Source organism: Apibacter sp. B3706, assembly GCF_011082725.1.
GTDB lineage: Bacteria > Bacteroidota > Bacteroidia > Flavobacteriales > Weeksellaceae > Apibacter.
This window is the reverse complement of record NZ_CP049715.1, coordinates 2,207,329-2,233,455: the sequence shown is the minus strand read 5'-3', so window position 1 is coordinate 2,233,455 and position 26,127 is coordinate 2,207,329. Positions and strand designations below refer to the sequence as shown.

The window sequence follows — 26,127 nt, the reverse complement described above, 5'->3', positions numbered from 1 at the left end:
TTTTATGAGTGCCTTAAAAACTTTAAATCCATATTTTTTAAAACACAAAAAACTCCTTCTGTATGGAGTTGTATTTATTATACTTTCCAATTTTTTAACTATTTACCCTGTAAAATTTATTGGAAAGGCCATTAATATTATTGCTCAATCTCTTACCCATTCAGATTCACTAGATAAAAAGCAATTAATGAAGCAGCTTCTTCTTTATGGAGGAATTATCGTACTGGCTCCAATTACTTCCGGAATCATGAAGTTTTATATGAGGCAAACCATAATCGTTGCTTCCAGAAGAATCGAATTTGAACTTAAAAATAATATATATAAACATTATCAAACGCTTTCTTTCAGTTTTTATAAAAAATCTAAAATAGGAGACCTAATGAATCGCATCAGCGAAGATGTGGTAAATGTTCGTCAATATTTAGGCCCAGGAATTATGTATAGCGCCAACTTATTTATAATGCTTATATTGATTCTCGGATATATGCTGGCTTCTGATCCGGTGATGACTTTTTATGCTATTCTACCCTTACCGTTTCTTTCTTATTTTATATACAAACAAAGTACCATTATTAATAAGAAAACTAAAATTGTACAAGGCAAACAATCGGAACTTTCTTCATTTGTTCAAGACTCCTTTTCCGGGATAAGAGTTATTAAATCGTTCACTAAAGAAGACTATATCATATCAAAATATATAAATCAATCGAATCAATATAGAAATGAATCCCTTTCGCTTTCAACCACAGAGGCCATTTTTTCTCCTTTAATGGTTTTAATCATCGGATTAAGCAACTTATTTATACTCTATATTGGGGGCCAAAGATATATAAACGGTAAAATAAACGTCGGGACTATTACAGATTTTTTTCTTTACCTTAATGTTTTAATTTGGCCATTTACAGCTTTAGGATGGGTTATATCTATGGTCCGAAGAGCTGAAGCCTCCATGGAAAGAATTAATGATTTCTTAAACGTTAAAGAAGAGGTTAAAAATACCAATTTTAATGTTTATCCTATAAAGGGTAAAATCAGATTTGAAAATGTTTCTTACACCTATCCGAATACAGGAATAAAAGCTCTTAACCGTGTATCTTTTGAAATACAACCCGGGGAAACGATCGTGTTTATGGGAAAGACCGGATCGGGAAAAACAACTATTGCTCTGTTATTGGAACGTCTTATTGAGCCGGATTCAGGAGCAATTTTTATAGATGATGAACCTTTGTCCCAACATAATTTAAATGTAATACGAGATAAAATCGGGTACGTACCTCAGGAAAGTTTTCTTTTTTCGGATACCATTTTTAACAACATTTCTTACGGGGTTGAAAACGCGACATTGGAACAAGTTGAAAAATATGCTAAAAAAGCAGAAATTCATTCCAATATTATGGAATTTAAAGATAAATATCAAACGGAAGTAGGTGAACGAGGGGTAACCCTATCGGGAGGTCAAAAACAGCGTATATCGATTTCAAGAGCATTGATTAAAGATCCTACCATATTTTTATTTGATGACAGTTTATCTGCTGTCGATACTGAAACAGAAGAAAAAATATTATCTAATATTGAAAATGACATTGATATTAAAACAACAGTAATTATTACTCACCGCGTTTCATCCGCTAAACATTCAGATAAAATCATTGTGCTGGATCAAGGGCAAATAAATGAGATAGGAACTCATGCAGATCTTATTTTAAATCAAGGTTTTTATTCTGAATTATATAAAAAACAAATTACGCAAAAACTATCATAAAAACAATTGTAATATTAAGAGTATTTTTTATATTTTTGCTCTGTTTAAACAAAAAAAATTAAATTTTATTATCCCTTAAAAGATATTATTTAAGGCAATAAAAAACAAAACACATATATGATGAATGATTTTGAAAATGTAGAGAAGAAAGAAAATGAAATTTTCTCTAAAGTATTAAGAGCAGGAAAAAGAACTTATTTTTTCGATGTAAGAGAAACTAAAGCAGGTGATTATTATCTAACAATTACTGAGAGCAAAAAGAATATTTCCGAAGAAGGCGCTTTAGGTTTCAAGAAATTTAAAATCTATTTATATAAAGAAGATTTTAAAAATTTCAAAGACATCTTTGAAGAAACTACCGCTTTCATTATTAAAGAAACCGGAGAAAAAGTTATTTCCGAAAGACATAGAGACGATTTTCATCTTCAATCCGAAGAAAATAAAGACAATGCAAATTCAGCAAATATTTCAAATTATACTAACGTTGAATTCGATGACATTTAGATAGCATTTTTTAAAAATCTAAATTTATACCATATAAAAAAGCAGATATTTATCTTGAAAATATCTGTTTTTTATTGCACCTATTTCATTAACTTTTATTTAACATATTCTAAACATTGTGTTAAATATATATAAAAAAAGTTAAATTGATCGCATAAATATCTATATGATTCTTATTTTTGATCAACATAAATTAGTTGTATCATCTTTGAATATATGAAGTCTTTAATAAAAATACTCTCTGTAATTATAGTAATTTCAACTTCTGCTACCTCGTGTGTATCTAATTACGTAGCAAGTAATAACGATACCTATAAATATCCTTCCACTAACGAAATGTTGGTTTATCATCCTAAAACTGTTAAACTTTACAGTACGGCATCGGTTAGTGATGAAAATTATTCTACAACATTAAGAAAAGATGCTGCTTTACTAGAAAACAGCAATATCTATGCCGAAAGCAGATTTTCAAAAAGAGCTTATAATTTACTAAGTGAAGCCAGAACTTATTTAGGAACTCCTTATAAATACGGAGGAACTACTAGAAGGGGTATAGATTGCTCTTCTTTTGTTCAGCATGTGTTTGCTGCATTAAACATTTCTTTGCCTCGTACATCAATTGAACAATCGCATAGAGGAACTTTTGTTTCTAAACATAATCTAAAAAAAGGAGACCTTATTTTCTTTGCTCATACTCCTAAAAGCAGAATTTCTCATGTAGGTATTGTTGAAAGCGTAAGCCCAACCGGGGAAATATTTTTTATTCATGCGTCTTCGTCCAAGGGAGTAACTATTTCTTCTCTTGATACTGCTTATTGGAGCGCGAAATTTAGAACAGGTAAAAGAATTTTAGATTCTGATATAGACATTCAAAAAATACATGAAGAAGCTCAAAATGATACTAGTCTAGCTAAAGCTTCTGTATAAAAATTAATTTTAACACTATGAAGGGGTGCTGTTTATAACGGCTGAGATTATACCCTAAGAACCTGGACAAGTAATGTTGTCAAGGGAAATCTTAGATAAATATTTCAAATTTTTGAAATCTTATTTTTTTTAGTCCTGTAACATATCCCTGAAATTTATTTATTATGAAAAAAAGGGATTGGTTTTATTTATTAGTTATCGCTCTTTTTAGTTTAAGCCTACAAGGACAGATTAAGAAAGATTCTTTAATTGAATTGAAAGAAATTATTGTTTCAGGCAATGCTCCCATTACTAAAGAACGTATTACCTCAAAACAACTGGAAGCCAAAAATTTAGGCCAAGATATCCCCTACTTGTTAAAAAATAATCTTTCGGTAGTTTCCACTTCAGATGCTGGAGCGGGAGTGGGTTATACCAGTTTAAGAATAAGAGGCAGTGACCAAACACGAATAAATGTTACTTTAAATGGAGTCCCTATCAACAATGCAGAATCTCAAGGTCCTTTTTGGGTAAATATGCCCGATATTGCCTCTTCATTATCTAACCTTACCATACAACGGGGAGTAGGTACGTCAACGGAAGGAACGGGATCTTTCGGTGCTAGTATTAATGCTAAAACTCAAACACCGTCTAAAACTCCTTATTTCCAATCAGATCAATCTGTGGGTTCGCTTAAAACTCATAAGCACACTTTTGGACTTGGTACGGGCAAATTTTTTAATGAGACACTTTCTTTAGATACCAAAGTATCTTTTATAAAGTCTGATGGATATATAGACCGTGCGTTTTCTGATCTTTTCTCTTATTATGTCCACGGTCTATACGAAAAAAATAAGACATCTATCGGGTTAATGACATTTGGCGGACAAGAAAAAACCTATCAAGCTTGGAATGGTGTTAATGAAGAAATGATGAAGAAAAGAAGAACTTTTAATTCATGCGGAGCCATTTATGATCAAGATGGAAATATTATCCGATATTATACTAATGAAACCGATAATTATAATCAAGATCATTATCATTTATATTTTAAACAAAGGTTTACTAATTCTTGGGTATTAAATTCCACGCTTTTTTATACTCGTGGTAAAGGATATTATGAAGAGTATAAACAAGATTCCAAATTATCCAACTATAAATTAAAGGATCTTATAATAGGTAATGAAACCATTTCGCGTTCAGATTTGATTCGAAGACAATGGCTGGATAATAATTTTTACGGAATATTAAATCGTGTAACCGGAACGATTAATAATTGGAATCTTGAAATTGGAATGGGTGCAAATACATATAAAGGATATCATTACGGAAATGTTATTTGGGCTCAATATTTTTCAAATGGCTTGAAAGATCATGAATATTACAGAAATAAAGCCGATAAAGACGAATATTCAGGCTTTTTTAAAGCAATAGTAACTCTTACATCCAACTTAGACTTATTTGGAGATATTCAATATCGATCCATACAATATAAAGGTCATGACCTCCCGGGTGGAGAAAGTGTTTATAAGAATGGTGGACCTATAAAATTTGATAAAAACTATAATTTTATTAATCCCAAAATAGGAACATCGTATAAAATTGTTAAAGGTTCTATCTATGTCACCTATGGATTAGCTCAACGAGAACCCAGCCGAAACGATATATTGGAAAACAAAAATGTAAAAGCAGAACTTCTTCATAATGTGGAGTTAGGAATCCAACAAAATTTCCGTGAATTTTCATATTCTGCAAACTGGTACGGAATGTATTATATTAACCAATTAGTATTAAGCGGTAAAATAAATGATGTAGGAAGTTTTATACGAGAAAACAGCGGTAAAAGTTATCGAACCGGAATTGAACTTTCGGCAGCCTATCAATTTTCAACTCAATTTTCACTTTCTGCTAATTCAACCTTAAGCATTAATAAAAATATAAATTTTAAAAAGGAAACTGATTCAGATATAAAAAAACTAGGAAATACCACGATCGCTTTCTCTCCCTCGTATATTGGAAATGTTATAGCAGAATGGAAGCCTATAAAAAATTTAAATTGCAAATGGATGAACCAATACGTTAGCAGTCAATATCTTACCAACGAAGAGCCTAAAAATGGAAAATTGGACAGTTATTTTATTTCTGACATGATATTTGAATTTTCTCCATCACTTTTTTCAATGAAATCTTTTAATTTGAAACTTGCCTTAAATAATATTTTCAATACTAAATATGAAAACAACGGATATTATTATGATAATACTCCTATTTATTATCCTCAAGCCGGATTTAATTTTTTAACAGGCATCAGCTTTAAATTCTAACTATATGCTTTTGTGAAAACCTCGGATAAAAAGTTTATTTTAGTTGACTGATTCTATTTAAATATATATTTTTGTATTAAAGATTTAATATGAAAAATCTGTTTATTTTATTTTTTGCCTTATCGATTATAAACTTATCTGCTCAAGATAAAAAATTTATTCAGTGGAAAAATTTGTCAGAAGGTGACAGCCTTCAAGTGCATGGAGATAATAGGTTGTTGTTTGTAGATATTTTTACTGACTGGTGCGGTCCTTGTAAATTTTTAGATAAGTATACATTCCAAAATCAGGAAGTAGCCTCTTATATTAATGAGAATTTTATCCCGGTTAAATTTAATGCAGAATCTAAAGAATCCATAACTTTTAAAGGAAATACGTTCGATTACATTACAAACGGACAAGCCGGAATACAATCTTGGGCTTATTATGCATTAGGGGGTAATTTAAGATATCCTTCCATGGTATTAATAAATGAAAGAGGAGAAACAGTTTCAGTAATTTCAGGATTTATGCAGCCCGAAGAGTTCTTGAATACTATAAAAAATGTAAAATCTCAATTAGACAAAAATTTAGTCAAAGACAACTAATAAAAGCACCTTGCCTTGAGGTATACCAACATTTTGAAGAATTATTGTTGTAACGCCTATGCTTATTATTGTTTCCTGTAATTATAATTGTACCGTCTGAAACTATTTCACATTCAATTAATGGATTATTTACAATCAGATAATCAACGGAATCCTTACTATCTTTTGAAGATTTATTTAATATTCGAATTTTTTTACCTTTCCATTTATAAATTTTATCTTCCTTAGAAAGTATTATTTGTATCTCATTGATTCTTTCTCCTATGCTGTAAGGATCTATAATATATCGCTTTACTAGTTCCCAATTTTCAGTTGAATCTCCTACGACTAGCAATTTCTTGCCATCCCTGAATCCAAATAAAGAATTTTTATGATTGAATACTATAAAATTTTTCTTTCCGGATAAATGATAATCATTATATAAAATACTCAACTGAAAGAGAATTATGCATAATAAAGGCGGAATTAGATAGTTCATTTTTAATCCTGAAAGATAATTTTTTAAAAAAATCAGAGAAAATGAGATCAAAAACAATTCCCATAAACTCAATGGAATATTTTTTAGCATTAGTGGTTCAACCGAAGATATATAGTAGGTAGAATCTACCAAAAGCTTAACTAAAAAATCATAAATAAATGAAAAATATTCCTGATACTCCCACGGTAAGAAAACCAAAAATAACTCTACTATTGATGAATAAGTAATTATAAATGTATAAGGTATTATTAAAATATTGATAGGAATCGATAACAATGAAAATTGATGAAAATAAAATAATACAAAAGGAAGCGTTCCTACCTGTGCAGCTAAAGTAACCGCTAATGGATTTACGATCCATTTATTAATTTTTTTATTCTTACTTTTCATATGACAAATCAAGATGGGGGACAACCAGACAATAAAAAATACGGCTATATAACTTAATTGAAAACCCACGGAATATATTTCATTCGGATCGCATAAAAGAATAATGAAAGCAGATAAGGACATACTGTGATAGATAGAACCGGTACGTTTCAACAATTCAAAACAATAATAAATCGTTATCATTAAACATGATCGGAAAACAGAAGAGGTAAGTCCAACCAAACAGCCAAAAAACCATACAAACAGTAATGAAATGATAATGATGGTTTTTCTGTTTCCACTTTTCATCATTAGGGTTAATAGGTTGAAAATAATACCAAATAGCAGAGCAATATGCATTCCTGATATAGCTATTAAATGCATAATTCCGGATTTAGAATAAACATCAATAGATTCTTTTTTCATTTCCGACCGATCACCCAATAAATATGCTTTTAAAAATTCTTTTGAATCTTCTCCTAATGTTGAACTTTCAATTTTTTTAACTAAATACTGATTAAAATTTTTAATCGAATAAATTAGTGATGTATGCGGCGATTCTGAAATAATTTCATCTACTCTGCCCGTCTGCAAAATATAATTTCTTTTTAGATAATTCGAATAATCAAATTGATGAGGATTCAAAGCCCCTGTCGGATCAGTAATTGTAAGCTTCAAAATATATTCATTGCCTAGAGTTAAAACCGAATTATATTTTTGTTTATCAACAAAGAGCATAATTGATCCTTTGGTTTGAAACTGTTTGTTTTTATATATAATACTTGTAACCTCTGCAGTATATTTTCGGAAATTTTTAGTTGAATTGTTTTGCTCTTTTAATACAACTGTTAGCACTTGAGCTTTTCCATTTTCCTTATAATTTATATAGTGATCATCTAATAGACTATTATTTAAATCAACCACAACCATTCCAAGTAAACTCCAGCTTACTAAAGTTAAAATTGAAAATATGCCTTTGTAATCAGCTTTATTTATAATAAATCCTAAGAGCACTAAAAGTAACCCCAATAAAATTAATATATAAAGAATCGGAATGAAAATGAGATCACATAAAAAAATCCCCATTATCAAAGCCAAAAAATAATATACATAAGGATTTTTTGAAAAATTCATAGAAGTTTATTTAGCTAAAAATAAAAAATTTAAAGTTGAAAGTATATAAAATTCTACATTTTGTTGCATTTTTTTTCAATATAGATTTTAGTATTTTATTTAATACTATTATATTTACTACTGTAAAAGAATACAAAAACAAACTAATTAAATTAATATTTATGAATCTAAAGTATAAAGCATTAGATCTATTTTGCTTTTTAAGCATTATGGCTCCAACGGCTATTGGTTTTGCACAAAACATATCTCCGGATTCAACTCAAATTTCAGAAAAAGAAATTGACGATGTTGTAGTCATTGGAAAAGGAGTTATTGATGTTGTAAAAGAAAGAGAAACCCCTATTGCTGTCTCTATTATTAAAAAACAAGAAATCAGGGATAAAGGAGGAAATCAGGAATTTCCTGCACTTATGAAAAATGCACCTTCCATTTATGTTAATGATGCCACCGGATATGGGGATTCAAAAATGATTACAAGAGGATTTAATCAATCCAATACTGCTGTTTTGATAAATGGTCAGCCTGTTAATGGAATGGAAAGCGGAAGTGTGTATTGGACCAATTGGACCGGATTAATAGACATTGCCAACACCATCCAAGTACAAAGAGGTCTTGGGTCTTCTAAACTTGCTATATCTTCCGTTGGCGGCACCATAAATATTGTAACTAAAGCCACTGACAAAAAAGCCGGTTCAACGGCTCGATTTTTAACGGGAAATGACGGTTTTTGGAGAACTACCTATGAATACAACAGCGGTTTACAGGGAAAATGGGGAGTATCTTTTTCAACTTCTACGTGGAGAGGCGACGGGTACAACAGAGGAACTAAAGGTTATGGTCAAAATTACTTTTTATCAATTGGCTTTCAACCCAATGAAAAGCATAATTTCAATTTTATAATTTTTGGAGCACCTCAAAATCATGATCAAAATTATTATACAAAAATATCTGATTTTAAAAGATATGGTTACCGATATAATGTAAATCAAGGTTGGTTACACGGAAAAGAACTTTTATTACGAACCAATTACTATCATAAATCAGTAGCCAATTTAAATTGGGACTGGAAAATCAATGAAAAAAGTACTTTGTCTACCGTGTTCTACGGCTCTTTGGGAAGAGGTGGAGGAACCGGGGGATATGGCTCTAAATACATTGAAACTCAAAATATTTCGACTCCGCAAAATCCCAACACTATACCCGGAAGCAGAAATCAGGAAAATGGAACCATCAGTTGGGATGCAATTTTCGATTATAATTCTACACATAATAGCGATGGAATAGGAACAGGTAGTGATAATTTCATCATACGATCTTCGGTAAACAATCATCAATGGTACGGGCTGGTATCCAACTTTAATCATAAATTTAAAAAACATTTTGAATTTAATGTCGGAATTGATGGGAGAGCTTATACGGGTACTCATTTTCAACAAGCCAATAACTTTTTAGGATTATCCGGAATAACCGACAATATCTCAACCAATGTAAACGGTACCCATACTGCAACTAAAAACTATAATATTAATCCTTGGAGTTCCTTATTTAGAAATGTAAGTAGGGGGCAAAGGTTGAGTTTTGATTACGATGAAACCATTCAATATATTGGAGCATTCGGACAATTTGAATATGTTAATCCATTTATGAGCGCCTTTATACAAGGGGTAATTTCCGAACAATATAATTCCAGAAAAGATCGATTTAATTACACTCCCAACCATCAAAAATCTAAAACGCTAAATAATACCGGTTACAATATCAAAGGAGGAGTAAATTTTAAAATTAATGAAAATCACAATATTTTCGGAAATGCCGGATATTATTCCAGACAGCCTTTTCAGAATAATTTATTTTTAAATTGGAAAAATGATGTGAATCCGCTGGCTGATAATGAGGAAATTATTGGTTTTGAAATCGGATATGAACTTCACTATAACTTTTTGGATTTAAGTATAAATTTATACAGAACCAGTTGGAATAACAGAGTAGAAACTATTTCAAACGAAAGCATCAATCAAATTGAAAATCGATCAGGCATCGATGAACTCCATCAGGGTATAGAAGTGGAATTTCTTGCCAAGCCTATTAGAAAATTACATTTTAAAGGGCATTTATCTTTAGGCAATTGGAAATATAATGGTAATGCGCATTCTACAACGTACGATTCCAATAATTTGTCCAATATTTTAAGTGAAAAGGATATTTTATTGGATGATGTAAAAACTTCAAACGCTCCCCAATTCAGTTATGGAGTTGGTTTAGTGTATAAAGCATTTAAAAATTTCACTTTTGATGCTGACTTAAACAGATATGAAAAATTATATTCGGATTTTGATGTAACCCGGGCGGCTACAAATACAAAAATCGACTTAATTGAACTACCCGATTATTTTACGTTGGATATGGGAGCTTCATATACTATATATTTCGACAAAGCCTCATTACGTTTTAGAGCCAATGTCAACAATGCATTAAATGATGTATTTATGACCTATTCTAAAACCAATATAAAATCCGGTGATAAAGGAGCAGAAAACGTGAAATTTAAAGGAATCGATACCGCGAATCAGGTCTATTTCGGCAACGGAAGAACTTGGAATTTCGGTGTTACCTACAATTTTTAGTTGATAAGTTAACCATAAATAATCCTACATACTCATAAGATATTATGTTTGATTATTTGGATCAAATTCATACGTAATTAAATTCTAAAATACTTTTGTAATTACTTGATAATTACAATAAATAGTAGAGTAAAATAGTAATTATTTTACTCTATTTTTATTATATTTGTTTGAATAGCATTAACATTATGGATGTAATTAAAGATCAAATTATTAATAAATCAATTGAGCTGTTTACTCAAATAGGAGTTAAAGTGGTCACCATGGACATGATCAGTAAAGATTTATGTATGTCCAAAAAAACTATCTATGAACATTTTTCCAGCAAAGAAGATTTAATAAAAAATACATTCAGTAAATGCATCACCGCTGCTATTCAAGAACTTGAAAATAAAATTAAAAATTGCCCGAATATCATTCAACAAAAATTTATTATTCTTGAAGACAGCAGCCATTTTATTTTTTTTAAAGAAAACCAAACCTTATTTCAACTAAAGAGTTTTTATCCGGATATATATACCGAAATGATTTCTTTACAAAACGATTCTTTAAAAACGTTAATTAAAACAAATATTATTTTAGGTATTGAGGAAGGATTATACAGATCTAAAATCAATAAAAAATTAACGGTTGAATATTTTTACCTGATTGAAAAGATTATAGCTATTGATGATAAACTTTCTGAAGTTAACGTAAATGATAACGTTGTGAAAAAATATTTTATAGAGTTATTAATACGTTCAATTGCTACCAAAAAAGGTTGTAAAGAACTTGAAAAATATATTTCTAAAAATTAAGAAGGAATTACCGAAACAGTTTTAAGTCCGAAAAAAGATGAAATGGAAATGATATGCTCAAAGACCTCTGCTTGAACTTCTTCATATTCATTCAAATCAGAAGTATTGGTAAAACAATAAACCTCTAAAGGAATTCCGTAAATCGTCGGATCTAACAGCCGTATCAAAATTGTATCTTTTTGAGATATGCGCAAGTTTTTTTTAAGATAAGCTTGTACATACTTTCTAAATATTCCCATATTTGTATGACTTATGCCTTCATCCAATGTAATAGTGGTAAAATATTCTTTGAGAAGGCTACTATTTTTCAGCTCTTCAAATTCTTTTTTTCCTAAAAATTCAATGGATTGGCTATTGAAAACAATTGACCTTTTTATTCTTCGAGTATGCGAAGTTTTCATGGGGTCATAGTTTCTAACTTCTGTGGATATTAAATCATAAGTGGGTATGGTAGACACGGTTTTGTCTTTATTTAAAATTTTAGTGGTAATTAAATTAATGTCCACTATGCTTCCTTCTAAATTATATTTGGAGATAGAAATATAGTCGCCCGATTTTAATTGTTTGGAGTTAGAAATATTAATTCCTGCCACAAATCCTAATATAGGATCTTTGAATACTAGAATTATAACAGCCATGGTAGCCCCTATAAAGGTAAAAATATTAGAACTTGTTAAATCAAATACAATTGAGATAATTATAAAGCTGGATAATACTATAATTAACATTTTAAGAAGTTCCAAAAACGTATTTAATCCAACGGTAACATAGCTTCTGTCTCTATTTTTTACTTGAGCATAAGAATTGATAACACTAATTAGAAATTTAGCAATAAACGTTATTAAAAATATACTGAATGCTAAATCTAAAATATGGAAACTCTGAGGATGAGGGTAAAAAATAACGGGCACTAATAAATAGCATATCCCCAAAGGCAAGAGACGAAAGAAACTGGTAAATACATTTTTTTCAATAAAGGTATTCATCCATATATTTTTTGTATTCGGAACAATTTTCAATACAATTTTTAATAATACTTTACGCTGTAAAAAATCTAAAATCAAAAAAATAACCAGTATTATTAAAACTTTACTTGCAATTTGAGTGATTAAAACCACTTCATCGGGAAAATGATTCGAAATATAGCGATCCAACTGATCGATTATCGTATTTTGGTTTTTTTGCCTTAATGTAGTTGCCTCATTCATTAATCCGTTAAGTTTATATCAATTTATTAGAGATAAAGAGAAAAGTTTATAATTTATTAAGTATCTTTATAATTACTTTTAATGTATCATATTTTATGCCTGATTTAATTTGGATAATTTTAATATTTATTCTCATACTTATTGGAATTATAGGCTCCGTTTTACCTGCATTACCGGGAACACCTATAGCATTTATAGGTTTATTAGTTTATAAGTTATGCCCTCTTGGCGAAAATTTAAGTTGGTGGTGGATTTCTTTTTGTGCGATTTTAACCATATTAGGAATGGTCATTAACTATTTTATGCCTATTCTTACTGTTAAAAAATTTGGTGGTTCCAAATACGGCGCTATCGGGGCTACTATAGGAACATTGATAGGTTTTATCGTACCCTATGGTTTTCTGTACGGACCTTTTTTAGGAGCCTTCGTTGGAGAATTGATTTATGATTTTATGAATAAAAGAGGGGCTTTGAAAGCCTCTTTGGGTGCTTTACTTAGTTATTTTCTTTGTATGGGCGTTAATATAATTATATGCGGAATCATGATGACCATTTTTATTATCCATCTTACCTTTACTTATTTTAGCGTTAATTGATAAATAAACTTTATATTTAAAGTATCAAATACAATACTTTATGAAATTATATCCGATTGAAACCGGAAATTTTAAACTCGATGGAGGCGCTATGTTCGGCATTGTACCTAAATCTATCTGGCAAAAAACACATCCTGCAGATTCTAATAATATGGTCGATTTAGCTATGAGATGTCTTCTTATAGAAGATGGCAAAAGACTAATATTAATTGATACGGGTATTGGAAACAAACAAAATAAAAAATTTTTTGGATATTATTATTTATGGGGCGATTTTTCTTTAGAAAAATCCTTAGCACGATATGGCTTTACCTGTGATGATATTACTGATGTTTTTCTTACTCATTTACATTTAGATCATTGCGGGGGAGCCATTAAATGGAATAAAAGTAAATCGGGTTATAAACCAACATTCAAAAATGCTATTTATTGGAGCAATGAAGATCATTGGAATTGGGCCGTCCAACCTAATTTAAGAGAAAAAGCTTCTTTTTTAAAAGAAAACATTCTTCCCATTAAAGAAAGTGGTCAATTACAATTTATATCCATTCCTAAAGATAATTTCCTGAAAAATTCACCTTTAGGCTTTGATATATATTTTGTTAATGGACATACAGATAAGCAAATGTTACCCGTAATAATTTATGAGGGAAAAACAATAATTTACGCTGCTGATTTGTTACCTACTACTGGACATATTCCAATTTCTTATATTGCGGGATATGATACCCGCCCCCTACTCACTATACCCGAAAAGGAACAAATTTTAAATCTTGCCGAATCTCAAAATTATTTTTTCTTTTTTGAACATGATGCCGTTCATGAATTGTGTACAGTTAAAAAAACAGAAAAAGGAATCAGGCTTGATCAAACGTTTAGCTTTCTGGATATTTTTGGAAAATAAAAAACTCTATCAATCGTATTCAATGATAGAGTTTTTTTTCTTCTTTAAATACTATTTTTTTAATTGTCGTTGGCTGCTTGGATAGCTGTAATTACAACCGTATTGTAAATATCTTCTATTTTTGCGCCTCTACTTAAGTCATTGATAGGTTTTCTCAATCCTTGAAGTACAGGTCCCAGCGCTAGTCCTCCGGATTCCCTTTGCACCGCTTTATATGTATTATTACCGGTATTTAAATCCGGGAAAATCAATACATTTGCCTTACCTGCAACTAAAGACCCCGGCATTTTACTGCTACCTACACTTGGAACCACCGCAGCATCATATTGAATCGGTCCTTCAATTAGTAAGTCAGGACGCAAAGATTTTACCAGCTCTGTTGCTTTTCTAACTTTATCCACATCTACTCCCGCTCCTGAATATCCGGATGAATAAGAAAGCATGGCTATTTTCGGCTCAATTCCAAATTCTTTTGCAGTTCCTGCAGCAGAAATTGCTATATCTGCCAACTGTTCGTAAGTAGGATTAGGAACAATAGCACAATCACCGTAAACTAGTACCCTATCTTGCAAGAGCATGAAAAATACGGAAGAAACGGTTTTAATTCCCGGTTTAGTTTTAACAAATTGTAATGCAGGGCGTATCGTGTGAGCCGTAGTATTTTGAGCTCCCGAAACCATTCCATCTGCATCTCCTTTATACACCATCATTGTCCCAAAATAGGAAGCATCCAACATTAAATCTTTAGCCTGAGCATGTTCCATACCCTTATCTTTTCTAAGTTCATATAAGGTATCAACATAATCATTTAACTTATCGTTTTCTGTATTATCTAAAACAGAAATCAGATCCGTATTCCAACTTAGTCCCAGTTGGTTAACTTTTTGTATAATTTCATCCGGTTTACCTAAAATTGTGATCTTTACAATTTCATCATCCGCTAACATGGAAGCGGCGCGTAAAATTCTCTCATCTCCACCTTCCGGTAGAACTATATGTTTGTGGGCTGCTTTAGCTTCTTTCAACAAATTATACTGGAACATTCTAGGGGTAATTCCTTCAATTTTAAATGAAGAAATCCTCTTATCAAGCTCCGGCACATCCACATATTGTTCAAACAGGTCAATATTACGTTTAATTTTTGCCGTGTTTTCAGGATAAATTGTTGATTTTATATTGTCAATAGCTGTTGCTGCTTCAAATGTTCCCATATCAACAAGCATAATAGGCATGTTTACACTCGATCCGTCAATCATTTTCATGATTGAAGCATCAGGACCTATTCCGGCAGTTAGTATTATTCCTGAAATTCTTTTAAAATTAGATAAGTTGGAAAGTAAAGTTCCAACGATTAAATCGGATCGATCACCGGGAAGTATAACAACGCAATCTTCTTCAACATAGTTAATGAATTGAGATAGTAACATACCTCCAATCATAAACTTAGTGATGGATCGATTTAAATTTTCACTTCCATGAAGTACTTTAGCTCCTAAAACATCTGCAACTTCTTTTAGTGTAGGAAAGCTTAAAGGTTTATCGTTAGGAATTATAGATAATAAAACGGAATCACCAATGCGTTTCTTACTTTTAGTAATAACTTCTTCTATATCTTTATCACATTTATTAACAATTACCGCAATAACTTTATTATCCTTCTTTAAAAAATTGTTTAATTCCAGACTTATATTTTTAGCTAAATCGTGCGAATTTTTAAATGAATCTTTTACAACAAGAACGACCGGAATATTTAAAGATTTAGCAATGATAACATTCAAATCATATTCTAACGAAGTACTACCTGCTGATATATCAGTACCATCGATTAGTACAAAGTCAAATCTATCTTCTAATGCTTTATACTTTTGAATAATACTATCGTATGCCTCATTTAATCTGCCACTATTTTGAAGATCAATAATTTCACTTTTAGTAAAAGCGTATGCATCTTCATAACTCTGATTAAGATTAAAATAAGAAATCATAGTTTCAATATGGTTGTCTTTTATCCCATCATCTAAATCATCAATAATAGGACGAAAATAACCAATATTCGGTGTTCTTCTCATTACCATTTGCAATATCCCCAAGCTAATCAAAGATTTTCCGCTATAAGGACATGTAGCCGCTACATATACTGATCTATTGTTCATTTAATATTATAATTGTAAGTATTGCAAAAGTACAAAATTGAGGAATATACATTTAATTAAATTTATAAATTAAAATATATCTAAATAATGCCTTTTATTTATTATAAAATATGATTTTTAGTAAAAAAATATGCATTCTTATTAAAATTCAACTTTCAATCCGTCATAAGCTAAAAAAACATGATTAGGCAATGTTTTTTCTACCTCTTCATGAAACCCTAGTTGATAGCTGATGTGTGTTAAATAAGCCTTTTTAGGTTTAACTTTCTCAATGATTTCCAATGCCTCAAACAAAGTAAAATGGGAAGCATGAGCTTCCTTTCTTAAAGCATTGATAACTAATACTTCTGAAAATTTAATTTTTTCTATTTCTTCTTCAGAAATAAAGGAAGCATCAGTGATATATGATAATCCCCCTATTTTATATCCTAAAATGGGCAACTTACCGTGTAAAATATATATGGGTTGAATAGAAACATTTTGAAAAGAGATATCACCATTCACTGAATGTAATTCAAAACCGGGAGCACCCGGATATTTTACTTCTGCAAAAGCATAAGAAAATCTTCTTTTTATATCTTCTAATACCCTTTCCTTTCCAAAAATAGGAATATCTTGTCCTTTTAAAAAATTGATGGGACGCAAATCATCTAATCCTCCAATATGGTCTGTGTGTTCATGCGTTATTAATACGGCATCTACATTGGATTTATTTTCTCGCAACATTTGCTGTCTGAAATCAGGACCGCAGTCAATTAATAAATCCAAACCTTTATATTGAACCAATGCAGAAGTTCGTAATCTTTTATCTTTTTCATCTTGAGACTTACATACCGGATCATTTGAACCTATTACCGGAATTCCTTGAGAAGTTCCTGTCCCTAAGAATGTTATATTACTTTTTTGTAGTACCATAATTTTTGTAAATTTACGAACAAAAGTTGAAAATATGCTCTCTCATAAACAAGTACTAACCCCTAGGCAAAAAGCTCTTCAGATTAATTTAAATAAAGATATTTATGGGACTTTTTCTGAAATAGGAGCAGGTCAGGAAACCGTACGCTATTTTTTTAGAGCGGGCGCAGCTTCTAAAACTATTGCCAAAGCAATTTCTGCCTATGATAAAGAAGTAAGTGATTCTATTTATGGAAAAGAACCGGATAATAGATATGTTTCTCAAGCACGATTGCATAAAATGCTTGACCATGAAATTGAATTAATTGAGAAACGAATCGATAGAAGCAATTGTTCAGGCAGAAAATTTTTTTCTTATGCCAACACAGTTACTACCATCAATTTTAATAAAACTTTTAAAGGGCATGGTTGGGTTGGAATCCGATTTCAATTACACGAATTAGAACCGTATAATGAAATTATTTTACATGTTCGTTTCCATGAAAACGACACTAAATTACAACAGGAAACCTTAGGCATTTTAGGAGTCAATTTAATCTATGGTTCTTTTTTTTACAGTGATAATCCCAAAAAAATAATTTCATCTCTTTATGATGAACTCAGCACCGATCAGATTGAAATTGATATGATTAATTTCAGCGGACCGGATTATGCTGCTGTGGACAATCGTTTAATGAGCTTACAGTTAGTTAAAAACGGAATGGCAGATGCAGCTGTTTTTGAGCCTAACGGAAAAAATGTTCTTCCCGCGGATGAATTATATAATAAAAATATTTTCGCATTAAGAGGAAGTTTCCGTCCGGTTACCCATGTAAACATTGATATGTGTAATCAAGGTTTGAAAATGTTTATGAATGAAAAAAAGGTTACTAAAGAAAATACTAAGGTACTATTTGAGATTACTTTATCCAACCTGCTTGCTTCCGGTGAGATCAATGAACAAGATTTTTTAGATCGGGCAGATGTTTTAGGAAAATTAGGATATACTGTTTTAATTTCTAATTTTTCCGAATATTATCGCTTAGTAGATTATTTCAGCAGATTTACTACGGAACGAATCGGTATTTCAATGGGTGTTAATAATTTATTGGACATTTTTAAAGAAGGATATTATAACCACTTAAGCGGTGGTATTATGGAAGCTTTTGGAAAGCTGTTTAAGCAGCATATGCGAATTTATCTTTATCCATATGTTGATCAAGAAACAGGAGAGTTTCTCAATTCTGAAAATTTAAAAGTTAATGAAAGCCTTAAAGATTTATACAAGTATTTCAAAAAAAATAAGAGGATTGTAGATATTAAAGATTATAATGAATCCTATCTCAGAATTTATGGAAAGCAAATTCTTACTCAGATTGCTTCCGGTAAAAACGGTTGGGAAATTAATATGCCCAATGAAGTTGCCGATATGATTAAAGAAAAGGGTATGTTCGGGTACTCAGTGGATTATGCTATTAATTAATATTTTAATGAAATGATTATATATTCAGAAAGTTTTCACGTTGAATATCCTTTAGAAAAGGAATGGATCGATTGGGTTAAAAATACTTTAATCCCTGAAATGTATGAAATTCAAATATTCACTAAGGTTATATTTTCAAAAGTTATTTCTCATCCGGATGAATCAGGATGTACCTATTCCCTCCAATATTATGCCGCTAACAAAAAAGTTTTAGAAGACTTTTATAAAAACCATTCCGATCGATTTGCTCAATTATTATTTCATAAGTTTGGAACTCGAGTCTTGCCTTTTAAAACTGAATTAGAGCTACTTGAAAGTTTCGAATTTTAATTTGCCATTTCTTCTATATAAAAAGAAAATATACTATACTAAGTAATTTATTATCTTCCAATCAAAGAGATAATATAAATTTTTTTGTATAATCTAATGTTTTTTCAATTTCAATATCTTTTATGCAATCAGAAATAAACCATGTTTCATAACCTGAGGGCGGCAAATATATTCCGTGGTTAAGTAGATAATGAAAATATTTATTAAACATTTCATGATCAGCTTTTGTTGCATCATCAAAGTTTGAAACTTCTGATATACCAAAAAATACGGTCATCATCGATGAACATTGATTAATACACACGGGTATACCGGCGTTTTTAAAAATAGTTCTTAATTCATCGGATAGGATTTTTGTAGTCTGCGTAATTCTATTGAAAATATCTAAATCATCTTTCAGTATGGATAAGGTTGTATATCCGGCCCTCATAGCAATTGGATTTCCGGATAAAGTTCCCGCTTGGTAAACCTTACCAACCGGAGATAAACAATCCATTATTTCCTTTCGAGCGGCAAATGCTCCAACGGGCATTCCACCTCCAATAATTTTACCATAAGTTACTATATCTGCCTGAATGTTAAAAAACTCTTGAGCTCCACCCATCTTTGCTCGAAAACCTGTCATGACTTCGTCAAAAATCAGTAATGACTGATTTTCTTCACATAGTTGCTTTAACTTAACAAGAAAATCTCCTTTAGGAGATATACATCCCATATTACCTGCTATAGGTTCTAGTATAACTGCTGCAATCTCGCCCTTATTCTTTTCGAAAACAGATTTTACAGATTCGATATCGTTATATTTAGCCAACAAAGTATCCTTTGCCGTTCCTTCCGTTACCCCCGGACTATTAGGATTTCCAAAGGTAACAGCACCACTTCCGGCTTTTATAAGAAAGGAGTCAGAATGTCCATGATAGCACCCTTCAAACTTAATAAATTTATTTCTTGATGTAAAACCTCTTGCTAATCGAATTGCAGACATACAGGCTTCCGTACCTGAATTAACCATTCTTATTTTATCAATAGAAGGAACAGAAGAGATAATCAATTTAGCGATTTCTGTTTCTAATTCCGTAGGAGTTCCAAATGAAAACCCATTTTTCATTTGCTCTTTTACTGCTTCTACTACTTGGGGATGATTATGACCTAGAATCATGGGGCCCCATGAGTTTATATAATCTATATATGTGTTTCCGTCTTCATCTGTAAGATATGCACCTTTTGCCGATTTCATAAAAACCGGAACTCCTCCGACAGATTTAAATGCTCTAACGGGCGAATTTACCCCTCCGGGTATATATTGTTGCGCCTCTTGAAATAAAGCCTTACTTCTTTTAAATAACATCTACCAACCCTATTTTAACTTTTTCTCCCTTTTAATAAAATTCTATCTCCTTGTTTAGGCTCATCTCCCGGAAACATTAAATTTCTTTTGTATAATTCAATTAATGAAATACCATTTTCTTGGGCTATATCGTACATCTTCTCTCCTTCTTTTACAATATGTTCTTTGTTGATTCCTTTTTTCTTTTTTGGATCTAAAAAGATTTTTTGGTTAATTACTAAACTATCTTGAAAGAGTAAATCATTATAAGATTTTAATTGATTTAATGAGATGTGATAGGCTTTTGAAATATCTTCCAACGTATCTCCTTTCCTTAATATAATATATCTTACTTTCCCATTGGGATGAATTCTAATTCTAGAGCTGGGGAATTCAAAATTATTGGTCTTAACGGCTGCTATTTTCTTTACATTTTCTACTTTTTTATCCGTTACTTTAACCGGAGTTGTTTTTTTGGGAATATCAATTTTTACTGTTTTTGTATTAGCATCTGCCAACAAAATTGATGATTCATCTACCTTTTCAATACTATTATTGGATTTATATGTATCCGGATATAACTCTGCTAACTTTTTATCTACATTATCAGAGGTTAAAGAATCAAACTGGTATAATTTATATCTTTCAATTAAATTGATTAACATATATGCGTACTTAGGATTAGTAGCATACCCTGCTTTTCTTAAACCATGTGCCCATGCTTTATAATCTTTTCTATCTAATTGAAACAGTTTTTTATAATAGGGTCTTTCTGCTAAAAACAAAGAATGGTCTCTGTAAGATTCTTTTGCGGAGGTATATTTTCTAAAACATTCTCCTCTGGCATCATCATCATGATACATTCTCCCTCCGGTCCAATCATTTTTACATTTAATGCCAAAATGATTATTTCCTACCTGTGCTAAAATACTCTGCCCGTTACCTGTTTCTAAAATTCCTTGTGCTAAGGTAATACTTGCAGGAATTTGATACATTTCCATTTCCTCTACTGCAACTTTAGCATAGGTTTGAATGTATAATTCATCTTTTTTTACAGATTCTTGAGCCAGAATGAAATTTCCTAAAACTATCGCTATTAGAAATATTCCAAATTTTTTCATGTTACAATTATAGGTTTATTTTTCTTCTTTAAGTACTTATTCATTTCTTTAATCCCTTGTAAACCTCCTGTGTGTATTGCTAAAATTTTTTTGTCCTTATGGATTTGCCCCTTTTTTATCATGTCTCTTAATCCGAACATCATTTTTCCTGTATATATGGGATCAAGGGGAATATGATTGAGATTATAAAATTCGTTAATAAAATCGATTAATTCATTCGTAATTTTAGCGTATCCTCCAAAGTGGTACTCCAAATTTACTATAAAATTTTCTTTGCTAGTATGTTTTAATAATTCTTTAACTAAAAAATGAGCGTTTTTTAATACCGGAAATCCGATTACTTGTTGATGAGGAAATGCTCCTACAGATAATCCAGAAACAGTTCCTCCGGTACCCATTGCAGAAGTAATTATGTCATAAGAAAAGGTTTTTTCTGATAGTATTTCTGCTGCTCCTTTTACAGCCAATGAATTTGTTCCGCCCTCAGGTACTAAATAATGATTAGGAATAGTATTAAGTATATTTTGTATATAACTCGACTGTTCTTTTAATCTATATTCATGCCTGGGTGCAAAAATAAATTCCATGCCATAAGTGGAAGCTTCTGTTAGAGTTAAATTATCTTTCCATTTATCAACAATTTCTTCACCTCGAATTATACCTATAGATTGGAAACCATTTTCATTAGCTGCTGCCGCACAGGCTACAATATGGTTAGACATTGCTCCGCCGAAAGTTACCAATATTTTCTTTCCTAATTCTTTAGCTTTTTGAATATTATATTTTAATTTCCAAAATTTATTTCCTGAAATGACGGGATGAATCAGATCTTCTCTCTTTATATGAAGAACTTGATCTGTTTGTAAGCCCGGAAATTGAAAAGTTTGTATAGGTACATTCATTTTATTTTCATGAATTTATTTTTATATGAATTATATCTAATGATTTAATAAACATTCCATAAACAACTAAAGCATATTCATTTATACTAATTTAAATAAAGAATATGCTTTAGTGATATAACTTTTTAATTATTTTTAATCTTATCTTACTCCATGCATCATTTTTACTAGTACTTTATTTAATGCGATCATTAATACTCCACAAATGATTACAAATAATGAAATATATAAAAATATTTTACCTGCTCCTAAGGTTTCGACTGTAGAAGCTAAAAAACCTCCTACTATATTTGCAATAAAGGATGCCATTAACCATACTCCCATTAATAGAGATGCTAATTTAGGAGGTGCCAATTTTGTTACTACGGAAAGCCCGACAGGCGACAAACATAATTCCCCTATGGTATGAACAAGATACGTTAAAATTAACCACCATATACTCGCTTTAATGGTAACATCGGCTATATCGCCCCCTCGTTCTGCAACTGCTCCTAACATAAAGAAAAATCCAACTCCTAAAATTATCATTCCTAATCCCATTTTTAACGGAGTTGTTAGTTTCTGTCCTAATTTACTATTCCAAAAATACGCAAAGATCGGAGCTAAAACAACTATAAAAAATGGATTTACCGATTGGAATAATGAAGTGGGTATATTGTATTCTCCAATAAAAGGCAAATTTACATTTCTGTCAATAAATTTATCTGTATACAATGATAAAGATGAACCGGCTTGCTCAAATCCTGCAAAAAAGAAAATAGCAAAAAAGAAATAAATAAATATAACAGCAACTCTTTGTTTTTCATTTTTAGTTAAAGGAACGTTTGGATCAACATCACTATTTGTATCGTTTTTGGTGACTTTTCCTTGAGGTTTTAACCCTAGATCTCCTAAATATTTTTTCGCCAACGTATTATAGGTAATTTGCCCAAAAAACATTCCGACTGCAGCGGCGAGGAAACCATATTTATACCCATACGATATTATTTTTCCTGCGGCATCTCTTGTAGAGAAAATATCATCGGTCAATATTCCTACAATAATGGGAGCAATCAATGCTCCTAAATTTATGCCCATATAAAAAATAGAGAATGCTGAGTCTCTTTTAGGATCGCCATCTGCATATAAACCACCTACCAAAGTTGATATATTGGGTTTAAAAAATCCATTTCCTATAATTAGAAGGAATAACCCTACATACAGTCCACTTTGGGTATTTAATGAAAATAATGCCAGTTGCCCACACATCATTATAATTCCCCCTATTGTAATGGAATGTCTTTGTCCTAAATATTTATCTGCCAACCAACCTCCAATTAATGGAGTAAAATAAACAAACCCTGTAAAGAAACCATATATTAAGCTGGCTGTTTGAGCATCTATACCTAAACCTCCTTCTAAATAAGATTTTGTAAGATATAGTATTAAAATTCCTCTCATCCCATAATACGAAAATCGTTCCCACATTTCTGTTAAAAACAGTAGGTATAACCCTTTAGGATGCCCTTTTTTAACTTGAGTTTCTGTCATAATATAATTTATACTTAGTTTTACTTATTATTATTATTTAACTTCTTGCATTAATTTCCTTATCAAAGGAGAAAATAGAATTAAAGCAATACCGGTAATTAATGCATAATTGGCCAATTGTCCGAATCCTGTAGTATATGAATATAATTTAGTTACTAAAGATGCATTTTCATCCGGAGAAGACATTTCTGCCCCTAAAAGACCTGCTACATATTGTGCATAAGAACTGGCTAAGAACCACATTCCCATCATCATTCCTGATAAATTTTTGGGAGATAATTTGGTAACTATAGATAAGCCTACCGGAGATAAACAAAGTTCTGCGAACGTCATAACCAAATAGGCTATTGTAAAGATATTTAAAGATGTCATTCCGTTCGAGTCAGCAAAATATCTTGTACTATATAAAATATAAAAAGAGCCGGAAAGAAATAAAAATCCCAATCCAAATTTTATTACCGTATTGGGTTCTAATTTTATTTTTGCCAACCATAGCCATAATAATCCAAACAAAGGACTTAAGATTATTACAAATAAAGCATTGGAGCTATTATTTACAATATTGGGGTCAATATTAAAAAACAGTAATTTATGACTTAGGTTTCCTTCGGCAAAAATAGCCAGAGCTCCTCCACTTTGTTCAAAAAATGCAAAAAATAGTATTGAAAAAATAATTAAAATCATCGCTGCAACAAGTTTTTTTCTTATTTGTGCGCTTTTTATTTTAATAAGTTCTATAATAAACAAAGCTATTGCCAACGGACCAATGGTATACATAAAATAATCGGTATATCGAGTATTATGTATCATGGCATAAATAATAGGTACGCATAACAATACTCCTAAGTACACAAACATCTCACGTGTTCTCCTGGTTGAAGGTTTCATATCTATCAATGGTGAGTCACCAATAGGACCTAAATATTTTTTGGTTGCTAGGAAGATTAAAATACCTATTAGCATTACTATCGCTGCGGCTAAAAAGCATAAATTCCAGGAATGATATTTTCCTAAATAAACACATAAAACACCACCAAACAAGGCTCCTAAATTTATACCCGAATAAAACAACCCAAATCCTGCATCTCTTCGTGGATCTTTTTCACTGTATAAATCTCCAACCATAGTAGAAATGTTAGGCTTAAAAAATCCGGTTCCAATTATTGATAATGTTATTCCAAAATAAAAAAAATCATGTGGAGAATAAGCGATAATTAAATTACCTAAAACCATGGTTAAACCTCCAATGAAAAGAGATTTTTTAAATCCTAATATTTTATCTGCCAAAATCCCCCCAATAAAAGTAAAAGCGTAAATAAATGCTTGTATCGCTCCATATTTAAGGTTAGAATCTTTATCAGTAACTCCTAATTGACCCACCATAAAAATTGTAAGAACTCCTCTCATACCATAGAAGCAGAAACGTTCCCACATTTCAATCAAAAATAGATATATTAGCTGTTTTGGATATTTTCCGCGAAAATTATGAATTTCTTCTAGAGTAAGTTCTTTATTTTTTTGGATATTGTCATTCATATTATTATCACTGTTAGTAGTATTAATCGTTTTAAATTCATAAATGCTTAAAAATCAATTATTTAATTTTTTTTAATTGATTTTTTACTATCAAAAATACTAAAAATTCCTAAAATCAAATAGAAGTATAAGCAATAATCTCAAAAATAATATAATTTATGAATAAAAAATAAAGCATATTTATTTTATTATCTAATTTTTTTTTACTTAATAATGAAATAATTTTAAGCTATTATTACTAACAATAAATATAAAGACTTATATTTTTATGGATTTTTTAAACTAATTGGTATAAATATTTACTATAAACTATCATGTAAAATAATTTTCTAATTAGTTTAATTTATTATTAATTTTTTAATTCATCAAATAATTACTTTTTAATAGTTATTATATTATGAAATTTAAATTCCCTTAGCTAAAAAACCTATCAAAAAAGAGTTACTAAAGAAATAAAAATCAATAAAACCTATTTCTTCAAATTATAAGATTTCAAAAACTATTTAGATTTACTATTTCTAAATAAGAAGTTCTTTATCGAGATTGAGATTATTTTAATAACATTGAAGAATATGTATAGTAAATATATCATCATAGACATTTAAATACATTAAAAAGGAGATATTTAAAAACCTAAATCAACTAAACCTACTGCTTC

The 26,127-nt window shown here is 30.6% G+C and carries 20 protein-coding genes and 1 riboswitch; of the genes, 11 read left to right on the top strand and 9 right to left on the bottom strand.

The window, feature by feature from the left end; translation table 11 throughout:
• Positions 1 to 4: 4 nt before the first annotated feature.
• The 5 genes from G8C41_RS09745 to G8C41_RS09725 all read left to right on the top strand — a co-directional run bounded on the left by G8C41_RS09745 (position 5) and on the right by G8C41_RS09725 (position 6,083).
• Positions 5 to 1,762, top strand: coding sequence for an ABC transporter ATP-binding protein (locus tag G8C41_RS09745; RefSeq protein WP_166007548.1), 1,758 nt, complete (start codon positions 5 to 7; stop codon positions 1,760 to 1,762).
• Between the two features lie 120 nt (positions 1,763 to 1,882).
• Complete coding sequence (locus tag G8C41_RS09740) at positions 1,883 to 2,266, top strand: DUF3276 family protein (protein WP_105296864.1); 384 nt, start codon at positions 1,883 to 1,885, stop codon at positions 2,264 to 2,266.
• A 216-nt stretch (positions 2,267 to 2,482) separates the two neighbouring features.
• Positions 2,483 to 3,193 carry a C40 family peptidase gene (locus G8C41_RS09735; RefSeq protein ID WP_166007547.1) on the top strand — a complete coding sequence of 237 codons (711 nt, stop codon included), beginning with the start codon at positions 2,483 to 2,485 and terminating at the stop codon, positions 3,191 to 3,193.
• 11 nt (positions 3,194 to 3,204) lie between these two features.
• A riboswitch (TPP riboswitch) is annotated at positions 3,205 to 3,299 on the top strand.
• 58 nt (positions 3,300 to 3,357) lie between these two features.
• Positions 3,358 to 5,496 (top strand): TonB-dependent receptor, encoded by a 2,139-nt coding sequence (locus G8C41_RS09730; RefSeq protein WP_166007545.1) that lies wholly within the window; start codon positions 3,358 to 3,360, stop codon positions 5,494 to 5,496.
• Between the two features lie 89 nt (positions 5,497 to 5,585).
• The gene (locus G8C41_RS09725) at positions 5,586 to 6,083 is read left to right on the top strand and encodes a thioredoxin family protein (protein ID WP_166007543.1); all 498 of its coding nucleotides are present in this window, start codon (positions 5,586 to 5,588) and stop codon (positions 6,081 to 6,083) included.
• On the opposite strand, the gene G8C41_RS09720 is transcribed toward G8C41_RS09725, so the two are convergent.
• Positions 6,070 to 8,064, bottom strand: coding sequence for a ComEC/Rec2 family competence protein (locus G8C41_RS09720; protein WP_166007541.1), 1,995 nt, complete (start codon positions 8,062 to 8,064; stop codon positions 6,070 to 6,072). The genes G8C41_RS09725 and G8C41_RS09720 overlap by 14 nt on opposite strands.
• Positions 8,065 to 8,225: 161 nt before the next feature.
• Here G8C41_RS09720 and G8C41_RS09715 point away from each other — a divergent pair, with 161 nt between their 5' ends.
• Positions 8,226 to 10,688, top strand: coding sequence for a TonB-dependent receptor (locus tag G8C41_RS09715; RefSeq protein ID WP_166007539.1), 2,463 nt, complete (start codon positions 8,226 to 8,228; stop codon positions 10,686 to 10,688).
• Positions 10,689 to 10,876: 188 nt separating this feature from the next.
• Entirely contained in the window at positions 10,877 to 11,485 is a 609-nt protein-coding gene (locus G8C41_RS09710) for a TetR/AcrR family transcriptional regulator (RefSeq protein ID WP_166007537.1), read from the top strand.
• On the opposite strand, the gene G8C41_RS09705 is transcribed toward G8C41_RS09710, so the two are convergent.
• Entirely contained in the window at positions 11,482 to 12,693 is a 1,212-nt protein-coding gene (locus G8C41_RS09705) for a mechanosensitive ion channel family protein (protein ID WP_166007535.1), read from the bottom strand. The two genes, G8C41_RS09710 and G8C41_RS09705, sit on opposite strands and share 4 nt — an antisense overlap.
• A gap of 95 nt (positions 12,694 to 12,788) precedes the next feature.
• Here G8C41_RS09705 and G8C41_RS09700 point away from each other — a divergent pair, with 95 nt between their 5' ends.
• The gene (locus G8C41_RS09700; protein WP_105296872.1) at positions 12,789 to 13,289 is read left to right on the top strand and encodes a DUF456 domain-containing protein; all 501 of its coding nucleotides are present in this window, start codon (positions 12,789 to 12,791) and stop codon (positions 13,287 to 13,289) included.
• Positions 13,290 to 13,329: 40 nt separating this feature from the next.
• Entirely contained in the window at positions 13,330 to 14,193 is an 864-nt protein-coding gene (locus tag G8C41_RS09695; RefSeq protein ID WP_160568768.1) for an MBL fold metallo-hydrolase, read from the top strand.
• A gap of 59 nt (positions 14,194 to 14,252) precedes the next feature.
• On the opposite strand, the gene pta is transcribed toward G8C41_RS09695, so the two are convergent.
• Both pta and G8C41_RS09685 read right to left on the bottom strand, forming a co-directional pair.
• Positions 14,253 to 16,346 carry a phosphate acetyltransferase gene (gene pta / locus G8C41_RS09690; protein ID WP_105296874.1) on the bottom strand — a complete coding sequence of 698 codons (2,094 nt, stop codon included), beginning with the start codon at positions 16,344 to 16,346 and terminating at the stop codon, positions 14,253 to 14,255.
• Positions 16,347 to 16,487: 141 nt separating this feature from the next.
• The gene (locus G8C41_RS09685) at positions 16,488 to 17,261 is read right to left on the bottom strand and encodes an MBL fold metallo-hydrolase (protein ID WP_166007533.1); all 774 of its coding nucleotides are present in this window, start codon (positions 17,259 to 17,261) and stop codon (positions 16,488 to 16,490) included.
• Positions 17,262 to 17,295: 34 nt separating this feature from the next.
• Between G8C41_RS09685 and G8C41_RS09680 the strand changes: the two genes are divergently transcribed.
• Complete coding sequence (locus G8C41_RS09680) at positions 17,296 to 18,723, top strand: TonB-dependent receptor (protein WP_166004843.1); 1,428 nt, start codon at positions 17,296 to 17,298, stop codon at positions 18,721 to 18,723.
• Between the two features lie 12 nt (positions 18,724 to 18,735).
• Positions 18,736 to 19,053, top strand: a complete 318-nt coding sequence (locus G8C41_RS09675) for a DUF4286 family protein (protein ID WP_166007531.1) — start codon at positions 18,736 to 18,738, stop codon at positions 19,051 to 19,053.
• 61 nt (positions 19,054 to 19,114) lie between these two features.
• On the opposite strand, the gene hemL is transcribed toward G8C41_RS09675, so the two are convergent.
• The 5 genes from hemL to G8C41_RS09650 form a co-directional block, all read right to left on the bottom strand.
• Positions 19,115 to 20,401: a glutamate-1-semialdehyde 2,1-aminomutase gene (gene hemL, locus G8C41_RS09670; protein WP_166007529.1), complete on the bottom strand. Its 1,287-nt coding sequence runs from the start codon at positions 20,399 to 20,401 to the stop codon at positions 19,115 to 19,117.
• 14 nt (positions 20,402 to 20,415) lie between these two features.
• Positions 20,416 to 21,501, bottom strand: coding sequence for a glucosaminidase domain-containing protein (locus G8C41_RS09665; protein WP_166007527.1), 1,086 nt, complete (start codon positions 21,499 to 21,501; stop codon positions 20,416 to 20,418).
• The gene (locus tag G8C41_RS09660; RefSeq protein ID WP_166007525.1) at positions 21,498 to 22,403 is read right to left on the bottom strand and encodes a 1-aminocyclopropane-1-carboxylate deaminase/D-cysteine desulfhydrase; all 906 of its coding nucleotides are present in this window, start codon (positions 22,401 to 22,403) and stop codon (positions 21,498 to 21,500) included. Before G8C41_RS09660 ends, G8C41_RS09665 begins: the two co-directional genes overlap by 4 nt.
• A gap of 141 nt (positions 22,404 to 22,544) precedes the next feature.
• Positions 22,545 to 23,933, bottom strand: a complete 1,389-nt coding sequence (locus G8C41_RS09655; protein WP_160564768.1) for a peptide MFS transporter — start codon at positions 23,931 to 23,933, stop codon at positions 22,545 to 22,547.
• Between the two features lie 33 nt (positions 23,934 to 23,966).
• Positions 23,967 to 25,469, bottom strand: coding sequence for a peptide MFS transporter (locus G8C41_RS09650; RefSeq protein ID WP_105296882.1), 1,503 nt, complete (start codon positions 25,467 to 25,469; stop codon positions 23,967 to 23,969).
• Positions 25,470 to 26,127: the final 658 nt, after the last annotated feature.